The 13,570-nt window shown below is 52.9% G+C and carries 11 protein-coding genes; 9 read left to right on the top strand and 2 right to left on the bottom strand.

Going from position 1 to position 13,570, the window contains the following annotated elements; translation table 11 throughout:
• The first annotated feature begins 10 nt into the window (after positions 1 to 10).
• From putP to lpxO, 7 genes are all read left to right on the top strand, one after another.
• The gene (gene putP / locus N6G83_RS29025) at positions 11 to 1,489 is read left to right on the top strand and encodes a sodium/proline symporter PutP (protein WP_211136355.1); all 1,479 of its coding nucleotides are present in this window, start codon (positions 11 to 13) and stop codon (positions 1,487 to 1,489) included.
• Between the two features lie 240 nt (positions 1,490 to 1,729).
• Positions 1,730 to 2,575 (top strand): iron uptake transporter permease EfeU, encoded by an 846-nt coding sequence (gene efeU / locus N6G83_RS29020; RefSeq protein ID WP_211136356.1) that lies wholly within the window; start codon positions 1,730 to 1,732, stop codon positions 2,573 to 2,575.
• An 18-nt stretch (positions 2,576 to 2,593) separates the two neighbouring features.
• The gene (efeO, locus tag N6G83_RS29015; RefSeq protein WP_211136357.1) at positions 2,594 to 3,727 is read left to right on the top strand and encodes an iron uptake system protein EfeO; all 1,134 of its coding nucleotides are present in this window, start codon (positions 2,594 to 2,596) and stop codon (positions 3,725 to 3,727) included.
• Between the two features lie 11 nt (positions 3,728 to 3,738).
• Positions 3,739 to 5,034, top strand: coding sequence for an iron uptake transporter deferrochelatase/peroxidase subunit (efeB, locus tag N6G83_RS29010; protein ID WP_211136360.1), 1,296 nt, complete (start codon positions 3,739 to 3,741; stop codon positions 5,032 to 5,034).
• 632 nt (positions 5,035 to 5,666) lie between these two features.
• Positions 5,667 to 6,455, top strand: a complete 789-nt coding sequence (phoH, locus tag N6G83_RS29005; RefSeq protein WP_021180979.1) for a phosphate starvation-inducible protein PhoH — start codon at positions 5,667 to 5,669, stop codon at positions 6,453 to 6,455.
• A 137-nt stretch (positions 6,456 to 6,592) separates the two neighbouring features.
• Positions 6,593 to 7,165, top strand: coding sequence for a tyrosine-protein phosphatase (locus tag N6G83_RS29000; protein WP_211136358.1), 573 nt, complete (start codon positions 6,593 to 6,595; stop codon positions 7,163 to 7,165).
• Positions 7,166 to 7,725: 560 nt separating this feature from the next.
• A complete protein-coding gene (gene lpxO / locus N6G83_RS28995) occupies positions 7,726 to 8,628 on the top strand; it encodes a lipid A hydroxylase LpxO (protein WP_024529766.1) in 903 nt (300 codons plus the stop codon).
• A gap of 53 nt (positions 8,629 to 8,681) precedes the next feature.
• Here the strand turns inward: lpxO and chaA are convergent, their stop codons facing one another.
• Together chaA and N6G83_RS28985 are read right to left on the bottom strand one after the other, a co-directional pair.
• The gene (gene chaA, locus N6G83_RS28990; protein WP_024529765.1) at positions 8,682 to 9,782 is read right to left on the bottom strand and encodes a sodium-potassium/proton antiporter ChaA; all 1,101 of its coding nucleotides are present in this window, start codon (positions 9,780 to 9,782) and stop codon (positions 8,682 to 8,684) included.
• Positions 9,783 to 10,091: 309 nt separating this feature from the next.
• Positions 10,092 to 10,910 (bottom strand): siderophore-interacting protein, encoded by an 819-nt coding sequence (locus N6G83_RS28985; protein ID WP_024529764.1) that lies wholly within the window; start codon positions 10,908 to 10,910, stop codon positions 10,092 to 10,094.
• Between the two features lie 506 nt (positions 10,911 to 11,416).
• Here N6G83_RS28985 and N6G83_RS28980 point away from each other — a divergent pair.
• Together N6G83_RS28980 and cbl are read left to right on the top strand one after the other, a co-directional pair.
• Positions 11,417 to 12,112 (top strand): gamma-glutamylcyclotransferase, encoded by a 696-nt coding sequence (locus N6G83_RS28980; protein WP_024529763.1) that lies wholly within the window; start codon positions 11,417 to 11,419, stop codon positions 12,110 to 12,112.
• 308 nt (positions 12,113 to 12,420) lie between these two features.
• Complete coding sequence (gene cbl / locus N6G83_RS28975; RefSeq protein ID WP_065684236.1) at positions 12,421 to 13,374, top strand: HTH-type transcriptional regulator Cbl; 954 nt, start codon at positions 12,421 to 12,423, stop codon at positions 13,372 to 13,374.
• Positions 13,375 to 13,570: the final 196 nt, after the last annotated feature.

The following is a 13,570-nucleotide window of genomic DNA, read 5'->3' as shown; positions in this document are numbered from 1 at the left end:
GTTTAAGATAATGAACACACCTATGCTGGTGACCTTCGTGGTCTACATTCTTGGGATGGTAGTGATCGGCCTGCTGGCCTATCGGGCCACCAACAACTTTGACGATTACATTCTGGGTGGCCGCAGCCTGGGCAGCGTGGTGACCGCGCTCTCCGCCGGAGCATCCGATATGAGCGGCTGGCTGCTGATGGGGTTACCAGGTGCGATTTTCCTTTCCGGTATTTCGGAGAGCTGGATCGCCATCGGGCTGACCATCGGTGCCTACCTGAACTGGAAGCTGGTGGCAGGGAGGTTGCGCGTCCATACCGAAGCCAACAACAACGCCTTGACGCTGCCGGATTATTTCACCAGCCGTTTTGAGGATAACAGCAAACTGCTGCGGGTGATTTCCGCCATCGTGATCCTGGTGTTCTTCACCATCTATTGTGCTTCCGGCATTGTGGCCGGTGCGCGCCTGTTTGAAAGCACCTTCGGTATGACCTACGCTACCGCGCTGTGGGCCGGAGCAGCCGCCACCATCTTGTATACCTTTATTGGCGGGTTCCTGGCGGTCAGTTGGACCGATACCGTGCAGGCCAGCCTGATGATTTTTGCGCTGATCCTCACGCCGGTGATCGTCATCTTCGCCGTGGGTGGCATCGACAGTTCAATGTTGGTGATCGCGGCTAAAAACCCGGCCAATCTGGATATGATGAAAGGGCTGAATCTGGTGGCGATCCTGTCGTTGCTGGGCTGGGGCCTGGGCTACTTTGGCCAGCCGCATATTCTGGCGCGCTTTATGGCGGCGGACTCCCACCGTACCATCCGTAGCGCTCGCCGCATCAGTATGACCTGGATGATCCTCTGTCTGGCGGGGACCATTGCGGTTGGCTTCTTCGGCATCGCTTACTTTGCCAATAACCCGGATCAAGCGGGCAATGTGACGCAAAACGGCGAGCGGGTCTTTATCGAACTGGCCATGTTGCTGTTTAACCCATGGATTGCCGGGATCTTGCTGTCGGCCATTTTGGCGGCGGTGATGAGTACCCTGAGCTGTCAGCTGTTGGTTTGTTCGAGTGCGATCACCGAAGACCTGTACAAAGCCTTCTTGCGCAAAGGGGCCAGCCAGCGTGAGCTGGTGTGGGTAGGGCGTGCGATGGTGCTGGTGGTGGCGCTGGTGGCGATTGCTCTGGCGGCTAACCCAGAGAACCGCGTGTTGGGTCTGGTAAGCTATGCCTGGGCCGGTTTTGGTGCCGCATTTGGCCCAGTGGTGCTGATCTCGGTGATGTGGTCGCGTATGACCCGTAACGGCGCGCTGGCCGGTATGCTGGTGGGGGCAATCACCGTGATCGTCTGGAAGCATTACGCCTGGTTGGATTTGTATGAAATCATTCCTGGCTTTGCGTTTGGCTGTATCGCCATCGTGGTGGTTAGCCTGATGGGTCGCCAGCCTTCGGCAACTATCACTAAACGTTTTGATCTGGCAGAGGCCGAGTTCAAAACGGTCTAAATCCGCCTTAATCTCTCCCCGGCAATCGGGGAGAGATCCGCTTTCCCCATCACTCGTCTCATCAAGCTGTAACAACTAGCGACATTTGATTAATAAAAATCACATTTCCGCCTCTTGTTTTTCTTTTCAGTAGAATGATAATCACTATCGTTCTGGTTTACTTTTTTTTACATAGTCGCGGTCTCGGTCAACCCAGTGCCAGCGGCTGACTACAAGTGCCTTTTCAGGGGTTAATATTCTATGTTTGTTCCTTTCCTTATCATGTTCCGTGAGGGGCTGGAGGCTGCGCTGATCGTCAGTTTGATCGCCAGCTATCTGAAGCGGACTCAACGCGGTCAATGGCTTGGTGTGGTATGGATTGGGGTGATCGTCGCCGTTGCTCTGTGCCTGGCGTTAGGTATCTTCATTAATGAAACCACCGGCGAGTTTCCGCAAAAACAGCAAGAGCTGTTCGAAGGGCTGGTTGCGGTGGTGGCGGTGTGCATCCTGACCTATATGGTGTTTTGGATGCGCAAGGTTTCCCGCTCGGTGAAGGTACATCTTGAAGGGGCGATCGATAACGCCCTCAACTCGAGCAAAAGGCAAGGGTGGGCATTGGTGGCGATGGTGTTTTTTGCCGTTGCCCGTGAAGGGCTGGAGTCGGTGTTTTTCCTGTTGGCAGCGTTTCAGCAGGATGTGGGCATTGCCGCACCAATCGGTGCCATGCTCGGCTTGGCGTGCGCCATCGTGGTGGGCATGCTGATCTATTGGGGCGGTATCAAACTGCATCTGGCCAAGTTCTTCAAATGGACCAGCCTGTTTATTCTGTTCGTGGCTGCGGGCTTGGCCGCCGGGGCGATCCGTGCCTTCCACGAGGCTGGATTATGGAACCACTTCCAGGATATCTCGTTCGACCTCAGCAACCAGCTATCCACGCATTCACTGCTGGGCACCCTGTTAGAGGGAATGTTTGGCTATCAGGAAGCGCCATCGGTCAGCGAAGTGGCGGTCTATTTCCTGTATCTGATCCCTGCTCTGATTTTCTTTTTCCTGCCGCAGCGTTCCGAATCCTCTACGATCCCGGCGCAACGCAAGACACATCACTAATTTAATAGGGAATTCCGTATGTCTACTCCGTTATTTCGCCGCAAGGCATTGCACGCCGCATTACTGGCCGTTCCTGCTTTCGCGCTGAGCCTCAACGCGCTGGCGGCGGATATCCCTCGGGTTTTGGTGACCGTTAACGACAAACAGTGTGAGCCGATGCAGTTGACCCTGCCCGCCGGTAAAACCCAGTTTGTGGTGCATAACACCAGCCAAAAAAACCTGGAGTGGGAAATCCTCAAAGGCGTGATGGTGGTGGAAGAGCGTGAAAATATCGCGCCAGGTTTCACCCAGAAAATGACGGCAAACCTCGAGCCGGGCGAATATGACATGACCTGTGGGCTGTTGAGCAACCCGAAAGGCAAGCTTGTCGTCACGGCTGCGGGTACGGTAGCTGATGGCAAACCGAATGTGATGGACCTGGTGGGGCCGATTGCCGAATATAAAGTCTATGTCATCAAGGAAGTTGAAGGGCTGGTCAAGCAGACCAAGTTGTTCACCGATGCGATCAAAGCCGGTGATGTGGCCCAGGCTCGCAAGCTTTACGCGCCAACCCGTCAGCACTATGAGCGTATTGAACCGATTGCCGAGCTGTTCTCCGATCTGGACGGCAGCATCGATGCCCGTGAAGACGACTATGAGAAAAAAGCCGAAGATCCAAAATTCACCGGCTTCCACCGTCTGGAGAAAGCGTTGTTCGCCGACAACACCACCAAGGGCATGAATGAGTATGCCGACGGTCTGTACAAAGACACGCTGGAGTTGCAAAAACGTATCGGTGAACTGACTTTCCCGCCAAGCAAAGTGGTGGGTGGTGCTGCTGGCCTGATTGAAGAAGTGGCGGCCAGCAAGATCAGTGGTGAAGAAGACCGCTACAGCCGGACCGACCTGTGGGATTTCCAGGCCAACGTTGATGGCGCCCAGAAGATTGTGAACCTGTTGCGTCCGCTGTTGGAAAAGGCCAATCAACCGCTGCTGGCGAAGATTGACGCCAACTTTAAAACCGTCGATACCATCCTGGCTAAATACAAGACCGCAGAGGGTTATGAGTCTTACGAGAAGCTGACCACCGCGGATCGTAATGCGATGAAAGGGCCGATCACTACGCTGGCAGAAGACCTGTCACAGTTGCGTGGCGTACTGGGTCTGGATTAAGGCTGAGCATGATGAACTTCAAGACCGGCCCGCAAAACGGGCCGTTTCCTCAAGATGAGCAGGCCGCTTCGCCTTCGCGCAGGCGGTTGTTGCAGGGTTTGGGCATGATGGGCGGTGCTCTGGCGTTGGCGGGGCCATCCCTGGCCCGGGCTGCAGAAGAGCCGCTGGCTACCTCGCAGGACGAACGCTGGCAAAAACAACCGTTCTATGGCCAGCACCAAGCTGGTATTTTGACGCCACAGCAAGCGGCCATGATGCTGGTGGCTTTCGATGTGTTGGCGACCAACAAACAGGATCTTGAACGGCTATTTCGTCTGTTGACCAGCCGTATCGCGTTCCTCACCAGCGGCGGTAAGGCACCGGAGGTCGATCCCAAGCTGCCACCGTTGGATTCGGGCATCATGGGGCCGGAAATTTACCCTGATAACCTGACCATCACCGTTTCCGTTGGCACCTCGCTGTTTGATGAGCGCTTTGGCTTGCAGGCGCAGAAACCGCTGCACCTGCAAACCATGACGCGTTTCCCCAACGATTCACTTGATGCTGCCCTGTGTCATGGTGACTTGCTGCTGCAAATTTGTGCCAATACCAATGAAACGGTGATCCACGCGCTGCGCGATATCATCAAGCATTCACCAGACTTGCTCAGCGTGCGTTGGAAGCGGGAAGGTTTTATCTCGGCACACTCGGCCCGCAGCCGGGGCAAAGAGACGCCGATTAACCTGCTGGGCTTCAAAGACGGCACCGCCAATCCAAAAACCAGCGATAAGCCGTTAATGGATAAGGTAGTGTGGGTCGGTGATAAAGCGGGGGAACCTGCCTGGGCCGTTGGCGGTAGTTATCAGGCCGCGCGTATCATTCGCTTCCACGTCGAATTTTGGGATCGTACGCCATTGCAGGAACAGCAAACCATCTTTGGCCGTGAAAAACACAGCGGTGCGCCGTTGGGGATGAAGCACGAGCATGACGAACCGGACTATGCCAAGGATCCGGAAGGTAAGCAGATCCCCCTGGATGCCCATATTCGGCTGGCCAACCCGCGCACACCGCAAACCCAGAGCAGCCTGATGCTGCGCCGTGGTTACAGTTATTCGCTGGGCGTTTCCAATTCGGGGCAACTGGAGATGGGCCTGCTGTTTGTCTGTTATCAGGCCGACTTGGAGCAGGGCTTCCTGACGGTGCAGAAACGTTTGAATGGTGAAGCGCTGGAGGAATACGTCAAGCCTATCGGTGGCGGCTATTTCTTTGTGTTACCGGGCGTCAAGACCCGTGGCGATTATTTGGCCAGCGGCTTGCTGCAGGCATGAACAGCTAAGTTTTTCAGCAAAACAGAGAAGCGCAGCGCAAAGGCTGCGCTTTTTTATGTGCTCAATTTTTAATCCGGCAACCTAAATGTCATTCGCCGGGATTAATATCAATTAATTGATATTTAACAATAAAATAAATTAATGCCAAGTCGCTTTCGCTTTGATATAGTGGTATTGCAGCGAGTTAAAACAAAAAATATTAAATTTTTTTACATTTTAGCAACGCGGCGCGGTTGAATGTCATTATACTGTAATCATCTGGCGGTAGTTTTCACACGGTGCACAGCTCAATGCTGTAAATATCACTGCGGGGATCGCTAATGGTAAAGTCCTTGGTTGGGCTACAAACAACAAATAACATACCTTCCCTGATTTCTCGTTGTAACGAGGGCTCTCTCTACGACTCTCAATTTCTGACCGACTCTTGGCTTTCCTTTCGCATTAATCCGGCTGACACACACTCCTGTTTTGTACCAATCTCGTTGTTCTGTGAAAAAGAGCCGCGCCCGTTGGCGGCTAGGTGTTCACGTCATTCAATGGCTTTAAAGGGGGCCACAACCTAATACGTGTGTAACATAATCGCTCGGTGTTTGCTGCCCTGCGGTAGGTGAAACAAACTGTAAGGTGCCACTATGGGAAGACAGAAAGCAGTGATCAAAGCACGTCGTGAAGCCAAACGCGTCATTCGTCGTGACGCTCGTAGTCATCGCCAGCGTGAAGAAGAAAGCGTGACCTCGCTGGTACAAATGGGTGGTGTGGAATCTATCGGCATGGCTCGTGACAGCCGGGATACTTCTACCATCGAGGCTAGAACCGAAGCTCAAGGTCATTACTTATCAGCCATAGAAAACAAGCTGTTGATATTTGCTACGGGTGAGGCCGGTTGCGGTAAAACCTTCATCAGTGCAGCCAAGGCAGCTGAAGCCCTGATACATAAAGAGGTGGATCGGATTATCGTCACTCGTCCGGTTCTGCAGGCGGATGAAGATCTCGGCTTTTTGCCGGGGGATATTTCTGAGAAGTTCGCCCCTTATTTCCGGCCGGTGTATGACATTCTGCTACGCCGTTTAGGATCGTCGTTCTTGCAATACTGCCTGCGCCCGGAAATTGGCAAGGTAGAGATCGCGCCTTTCGCCTATATGCGCGGGCGTACCTTCGAAAATGCGGTAGTCATCCTGGACGAGGCCCAGAACGTGACGGCCAGCCAGATGAAGATGTTTTTGACCCGTCTGGGTGAGAACGTCACGGTGATCGTGAACGGCGATATTACCCAGTGCGATTTGCCACGCGGCGTGAAATCCGGCCTTAGCGACGCGCTGGAGCGCTTCGAAGAGGACGAGATGGTCGGCATTATTCGTTTCGACAAACAGGACTGTGTGCGCTCTGCCTTGTGCCAACGCACGCTTAATGCTTACGATTAATTTGTCTGAAAGCTTGCAAAAGGCCACTTCGGTGGCCTTTTTGTTGGCTGCAAGTGCCAGTAGCCTACATCAATAAAGCTGCGCCATTGCGGCCAATTTGAGTACAATAAATTGCAGGATCACTAAGGAATACTATTATGGACGATATTCAGCGCTGGCGGTCCAGCGTAGGGAGAACGTGGTTACTGGGCGCGATGCTGCTGGTGGGGAGTTTTACTGCCTCGGTAAATGCCACGACCCCAGAGAACTACCATCAGGTCTCGCCAGAACTCTACCGCTCCTCTCAGCCCTCCGCTGCCCAGATGCAAACGCTCGAGCAGCAGGGCATCAAAACCGTACTCAGTTTACGCCAGTGGCATGACGACGACAGCGAAGCGAGAGGCACAGGCTTGCTTCTGCGCCGGGTGGCGATCAATGCCGCCGTAATTAATGACGACATCGTGGTGACGGCGCTCAGAGAAATTCGTTTTGCCCTGAAACCGGTGTTGGTTCACTGCTGGCACGGCAGCGATCGTACCGGGCTAGTGGTGGCAATGTATCGCCTGGTGTTTGAATATTCGGATAAGCCTGCGGTGCTGGCCGAATTGAGAAAGCCGGAGCATGGCTATCATGAAAAATATTATGCCGGGATTGCGCGCTATATTGGTGATGTCGATGTCAGCAAGATACGGCAGCGGGTTTTTGCCGATAACCTTGGCAAGGGGAAGTGATTTGCTAGAAAAGGGTGGGGCATTGGCTACGGCGATCGTCCCCTCACCCTAACCCTCTCCCACAGGGAGAGGGGACTGGCCGTGCTACCAATTGGCCCCTTTACCGGTTTACAACACCGTATCGATTTCCTTCGTGAATAAGCTGCAGATGGCTTCCTATAACTAAATACAGCACCGTATCAATCCCTTGCGTGAATAAGCTACAGACTGTCTTCTATACCTGACTACGGCTCTGGATCAGCTCCCTCTCCCTGCGGGAGAGGGTTGGGGTGAGGGGAAGCTCGATTGCCTGACCGACAATCCGCTATTTCTCCCCGTGTGTTCATTTACTCCACCCAATCTGACTCTGATAAATCGTTCGATCCTTCCCTAGCGTAAATCCCATTCTCGTTTAAGCTTTGTGTAAATTTTTGCGGCTTTTTGTATAGAATTTTAGTTTCAATAACGTTAACTATTGGTATCTTCCGACCGTTAAACCGAGCTTAACGGGATAGGGAATCGTTGGGTTGTGTGCCGTGCTCGGCATACTCATGGTCGTATTTTGGGGTTCTGAAGTCATCATGAAATATATCATTCTGATTTTATTAATTTTGTGCGTTATTTACATTCATTATCGTGGCCGTGTTCGCTATCCTTTTTGGCGTCAGCTTTCCGACCATTCCACCTTTACCGCACCGCTGAACGTATTTATGTACCTGTTCTCACGGGTGCCGACCACGCCTTACCTGCAACCGGAGCAGTTTCCCGATCTTATTATCCTGCGTGACAACTGGCAGACCATTCGTGAAGAAGGGAAGCAATTGATGGAGATCCAGCAAATCAAAGCGTCGGACAAGTTTAACGACGCCGGATTCAACTCCTTCTTCAAAACCGGCTGGAAGCGCTTTTACCTGAAGTGGTATGAGGATAACCATCCTTCGGCAATGGCGTTATGCCCGCAAACCACTGCGCTGTTACGCAGCCTGCCTTCGGTGAAGGCCGCGATGTTTGCCGAATTACCCCATGGCAGCCGCTTGCCACGCCACCGCGACCCTTATGCCGGTTCGCTGCGCTATCATCTTGGCTTGATCACGCCGAATGATGACCGCTGCTTTATCGAAGTGGATGGCGAACGTTACAGCTGGCGTGACGGCGAAGGGGTGATGTTCGATGAAACCTATCTGCACTATGCCGAAAATCAGAGCGGGGAAAACCGTTTGATCCTGTTTTGCGACATCGAACGGCCAATGCGTTACCGTTGGGCGCAGGCGGTGAATCACTGGTTGGGGCGTAATTTGATGAGTGCTGCGACAGCACCGAATGAAGAGGGCGATCGTACCGGCGGCGTCAATCGGCTGTTCAAATATATCTATGCCGTGCGTAAGGTTGGCAAGCGATTAAAAGCCTGGAACAAGACGGGCTATTACATTATCAAATGGCTGCTGTTTGGCGGGATCGCTGCACTGATTTTCTTCGCATTTTAAATAGAACGGGGCGCAAATAATGCGCCCCGCTGATGTTTTGCAACCGCTTGGTATCAGGCAAATATCGTCATCATATAAGCGGCAAACAGCGCCAGGTGTGCGGTGCCGTTCAACACGTTGGTTCTGCCGGTAGAGAACGAGATATGGCACAATATCAACACCGTCAGCATTACGACCATATGCGGTGGCTGCAGGCCGAAGATTAGCGTCTGGCCAGTCAGGGTGGCAATAATCGTTACCGCTGGCACCGTCAGTGAAATGGTCGCCAGCACCGAGCCGAAGAACAGGTTCATGGCGCGCTGCACCTGATTGTTCAACACCGCGCGCAAAGCGCCCAACCCTTCCGGGGACAGGATCAGCAATGCAACCAGGAAACCGGTGAACTGGGTTGGTGCGTTCAGCTTGGTGAGCAAGCCCTCAAGCGGGTTGGCGTTGAATTTGGTTACGGCAATTACCGCGACCAGATGCACGATCAACCAGGCGGCATGCCACAGGCTGCTGTGGGACGAGGGTTTACCGTGGTGCGGGTCGCCATCGTCATCTTCATGTTCATAAACAAACAGGCTCTGGTGGGTTTTGGTTTGGATCAGCAGGAACACGCCGTACATTGCCGCTGAGATGGCCGCAACCAGCAGTGACTGGCCCACGCTGAAGTTGCCCCCAGGCAAGGCGCTTGGCAACACCAGTACGATGACCGCCAGTGGGAGGATCGCCATCAGGTACTGTTTGATACCGCCCAGGTTAACGTACTGGGTAGCAAACTTGCGCCCGCCAAGCAGCAGGGCAACCCCAACCAGTCCGGCAGTCACAATCATGATGATTGAATACAGTGTGTCACGCATCAGGGCCGGGGCCGCGTCGCCGGTTGCCATCAGTGCCGAAATCAGGCTCACTTCCAGGATTACGACTGAAAGGCTGAGGATCAGCGAGCCGTAGGGTTCACCCAAGCGGTGGGCCAGTACGTCGGCATGGCGTACCACGCTGAAAGCACTGCTGAGGATACCGACCAGGGCAATAATGTTGATGGCTACGATCAGTGGGAAACTACTGGTACCGCTCCACAAGTTGAGCACAACCAGCGCGGCGATAGGGAAAATCAGGGAATACTCTGTGTGGCGAGATTTGGATCGGCCAGGATCGTTGTGCGACTTCATTACGGTACATCTCCTTCTCAAACTGCGTGGCCCGTCATCGCTGTTCACCTGCAGTTAGGGTCAGCGTATCCAGAAAGTTGTTAATAATAATAGGATACACTCTGCGCATGACGCCGAGTAATAATGTGATGTTGTGTTTAGTTTTTAGAAAGCAAAACCTTGCTTTATGCGATAAGAGTAACAAAAAAACCGCATTTGATGCGGTTTTTTTTACTTACTTTTACGTTAAACACCAGCCATTACTTGTTAAACGCCTATAAATGGGGCTTAACCGGCATTTTCAACGGAAAATAAGGCAGATAATGGCGTTCAGGAGTCAATGTTATCCATGATATCGTGCCTTTTCTGGTGGTAACCCTCCTCATTTAACCCTTCACGCCAGTAAGGCACCGCATAAAGCTGATTACGCTCACATTGGCGCTCCCGACGCAGGTAACGACGCAGTTCGACCACCAGGCGATCCTCACCTGCCAGCCAGAACTGGGTGCCGCTTTGTGGCAGCGGCAAGGCGCAGAATTGCGTGATGAGATCGGCCGTTTTCTCCGTGCCGCCAATGATCCAGCTTAGCTCAACACCGGCAGGTTTTTGCAGATCGATAACGTCCGCAGGGGTATCGACACGGATAAAAGCGTGGCCTTCGCTACGTGCAGGCAGGTTTTCCAGCAGTGCGGCGATGGCCGGTAACGATGAAGGATCGCCTGCCAGGCAGTAAAAGTCGGCTTCTGGCAACATTGGCTTGGGGCCGCCAGGGTTGCTGATACCAATTTTATCCCCCGGCTTGGCCTGACGTGCAAAGTTCACCGCTGGCCCGCTGTGGTCGTGCAGGGCAAATTCGATATCAATCTCACCCTGTTGCGGGCGAACGGCTCGAATAGAGTAGGTGCGAATGAGTGGACGCACGGCATCGGCGGCCCACACCGGGCCCTTCTCGGTGAGCGTGGGCAGGTCTGGCTGCGTTTGGCCTGCGAGCGGTAAGAACACCTTGATATGTGCGGCGGCGGCTTCAGCAGGGTAAAAACGCAGGTCTGGCGCGCGGAAGGTGATACGGCGCAGGTGCGGCGTGATGTCGCGTAAGCGGGTAACTTCGATCAAATAGGGGGCGCGGCTGCGTGGGGTTTCGGTTGTCACAGGACTCTCCTTTATCATTCTGTGGCTAGTATATCACGCCATTTGATAATGAGAATTGTTTGCTGATTGGTGTGGCGCATCAGGCCAAGCGGCGCGATCCGCCCGGATTGTATTTTTTTGCGGTTAAAACGCTGAGCTCTGTTAACAAAACGCAGGGGAAGAGTAAAGTTTTACGGCTATAATTATTATTGCTTCTGGGTACAAATACTTTTTCACATTAAATATGCCTGGAAACTTGATTGAAAGGTCAGAAAAGAATATGGTCATTTATACCCGTCGTCTTTCAAGTTGCAGCGTTGTTATCTGCACTTACCCACCCCAGTCACTTACCCAAAAGTAAGCTCCTGGGAATGAGTAAGCTTGTTGCCTAGCTGCAACTTGAAATCCATAGGGTATATATTTTTTGCTGGGCGGTGGAAATAAACCCGCCCCGAATCCCAAAAAAGAAATTGCATACACAGTGGCGAAGGGTTTAGGGCAATCCTATTCCCAGGAGGTTGTATTAGGTGTTAACTCGAGATTTTCTGCAAAAAGCAGACTGCAAAACGGCATTCGGCACGATCGAAGAGTCGCTGTTGCTGACACCGGAACAGCGCTCGGCCTCACTGACATGTACGCTCTCCAGACGGCCGGATAATAGCCCGGTATGGGTTTTCGGCTATGGTTCACTGATGTGGAACCCGGTATTTGAATCCGAAGAGGTGCGCCCGGCGACGCTGCAAGGCTGGCATCGGGCATTTTGCCTGCGTTTGACCGCCGGGCGTGGCACGCTACATCAACCAGGGCGCATGCTTGCTCTGCAGGAAGGGGGGCAAACCACCGGTCTGGCTTTCCGCTTGCCGGAAGATAAGCTGCGTGAAGAGCTGGAACTACTGTGGAAGCGTGAGATGATCACCGGTTGTTATCTGCCAACCTGGTGTGAGCTGACGCTGGACGACGGCAGCGTCGTTACCGCCTTGGTGTTTGTGATGAACCCGCAGCATCCGCTATTTGAAGCGGATACCAGCCATCAGGTGATCGCTCCGCTGATCGCCAGCGCCAGCGGCCCGTTGGGCACCAATGCGCAGTATCTGTTTGCCTTGGACAACGAGCTGAAAAATCACGGCATGAAGGATGACTGCATCGGCGATCTGGTCGGCTATGTCCGTCAGTGGCTGCAACAAAACACCTCAGGGCCAATAGGTGGAGAAGCCACGGCCTGACCCTCAGTTACCGCCGGGGCGTCGTATTGCGCGCCCCAAAGGCTTCAACAACTCTCGCGTTGATATATCTTATCTCTCTAGGTAATAACTTTTTGCTGCATAAGTTATTTAACCATAATAACAAGATGGTTATTTATCTTGTTAATTTTAAAGCCATTTATAATTTTAAGAAAAGCAGCGATGAATTTTTAATGATAAAAAATGCACTTAGCATGAAAAGCTATAAGTAAAGATTATTCCTTATTTGTTCTGTCTGCGCAGACTCCGTATCAATATTGTTAACGGTTTTGGGGAGAGAAGGAGACGGAATGAATTTTCAGCAATTAAAAATCATTCGTGAGTCAGCGCGTTGCAACTACAACCTGACTGACGTCGCGAATGCGTTATTTACCTCACAGTCTGGGGTTAGCCGTCATATTCGTGAGCTGGAAGAAGAGCTGGGGATAGAGATATTTATCCGCCGTGGCAAACGGTTATTAGGCATGACTGAACCAGGCAAAGAGCTGTTGGTGGTTGCGGAGCGTATCCTCAATGATGCCAATAATATCCGCCGTCTGGCCGATGTGTTCAGCAGTAAAGATGCGGGGCAACTCCATATTGCCACTACACATACCCAGGCCCGCTACAGCCTACCGGGGGTGATTAAGGAGTTTCGGGCGCTGTATCCGCAGGTGCGCGTGGTGCTTAATCAGGGGAGCCCGGAGGAGATAGCCGCCATGCTGGCCTGCGGCGAAGCGGATATCGGTATCGCCAGTGAACGCCTGATGAGCGAAGAGTCATTGGCTGCTTTTCCCTATTACCGCTGGAACCATGCGATCCTGGTTCCGGAAGGCCACGAGTTGACACGCCAGCCGCTGGTCACGTTGGAAATGCTCAGTACGTTACCGTTGATTACCTACCGCCAGGGGATCACCGGGCGCTCACGGCTGGATGCGGCATTTAAAGCTGCGGGGCTGACGCCGGATATCGCGCTAAGCGCCCAGGATTCTGACGTTATCAAAACCTATGTTGAGTTGGGGCTGGGTGTGGGCATTCTGGCAGATATGTCGTTTGAAAAAGAGCGCGATCGTGGGTTGGTGAGCCTCAATGCCGAACATTTGTTTGAGCCTAATACCGTCTGGTTGGGCCTGAAACGCGGTCAGTTACAACGTAACTATACCTGGCAGTTTATCCAGCTATGTAATCCCACTTTGTCGCTCACGGAAATTAAAGAGAAAGTGTTCTCCGATCAGTTGGAACCGGTTATCGACTATCAGATCTGAGGCTGTAATGCGCTGGAATGGTGCAAACGCGCCATATGACTGTGCAATAGTGAGGGGGGGATTACAGATTGCACGGCAATAACCTTCTAAAATCTGTAGCTTGGCAAACTGGCATGCCAACTGCTTACTTTAAAACGCGGAAACGTTGAATATCCGTGATGAATTTCAACAGGCGTCCGTGCAGCACGTTTGCCCC

The sequence above is a fragment of the Serratia sp. PL7 genome, from assembly GCF_945957435.1.
Note: the sequence above shows the minus strand (reverse complement) of the source record. Positions and strands in the feature narration are given on the sequence as shown.

What these genes read in the sequence shown, in the direction of transcription:
- putP (WP_211136355.1), top strand. Translation starts at nt 11, where the DNA reads ATGAACACACCTATGCTGGTGACCTTCGTGGTCTACATTCTTGGGATG.
- efeU (WP_211136356.1), top strand. Translation starts at nt 1,730, where the DNA reads ATGTTTGTTCCTTTCCTTATCATGTTCCGTGAGGGGCTGGAGGCTGCG.
- efeO (WP_211136357.1), top strand. Translation starts at nt 2,594, where the DNA reads ATGTCTACTCCGTTATTTCGCCGCAAGGCATTGCACGCCGCATTACTG.
- efeB (WP_211136360.1), top strand. Translation starts at nt 3,739, where the DNA reads ATGAACTTCAAGACCGGCCCGCAAAACGGGCCGTTTCCTCAAGATGAG.
- phoH (WP_021180979.1), top strand. Translation starts at nt 5,667, where the DNA reads ATGGGAAGACAGAAAGCAGTGATCAAAGCACGTCGTGAAGCCAAACGC.
- N6G83_RS29000 (WP_211136358.1), top strand. Translation starts at nt 6,593, where the DNA reads ATGGACGATATTCAGCGCTGGCGGTCCAGCGTAGGGAGAACGTGGTTA.
- lpxO (WP_024529766.1), top strand. Translation starts at nt 7,726, where the DNA reads ATGAAATATATCATTCTGATTTTATTAATTTTGTGCGTTATTTACATT.
- chaA (WP_024529765.1), bottom strand. Translation starts at nt 9,782, where the DNA reads ATGAAGTCGCACAACGATCCTGGCCGATCCAAATCTCGCCACACAGAG.
- cbl (WP_065684236.1), top strand. Translation starts at nt 12,421, where the DNA reads ATGAATTTTCAGCAATTAAAAATCATTCGTGAGTCAGCGCGTTGCAAC.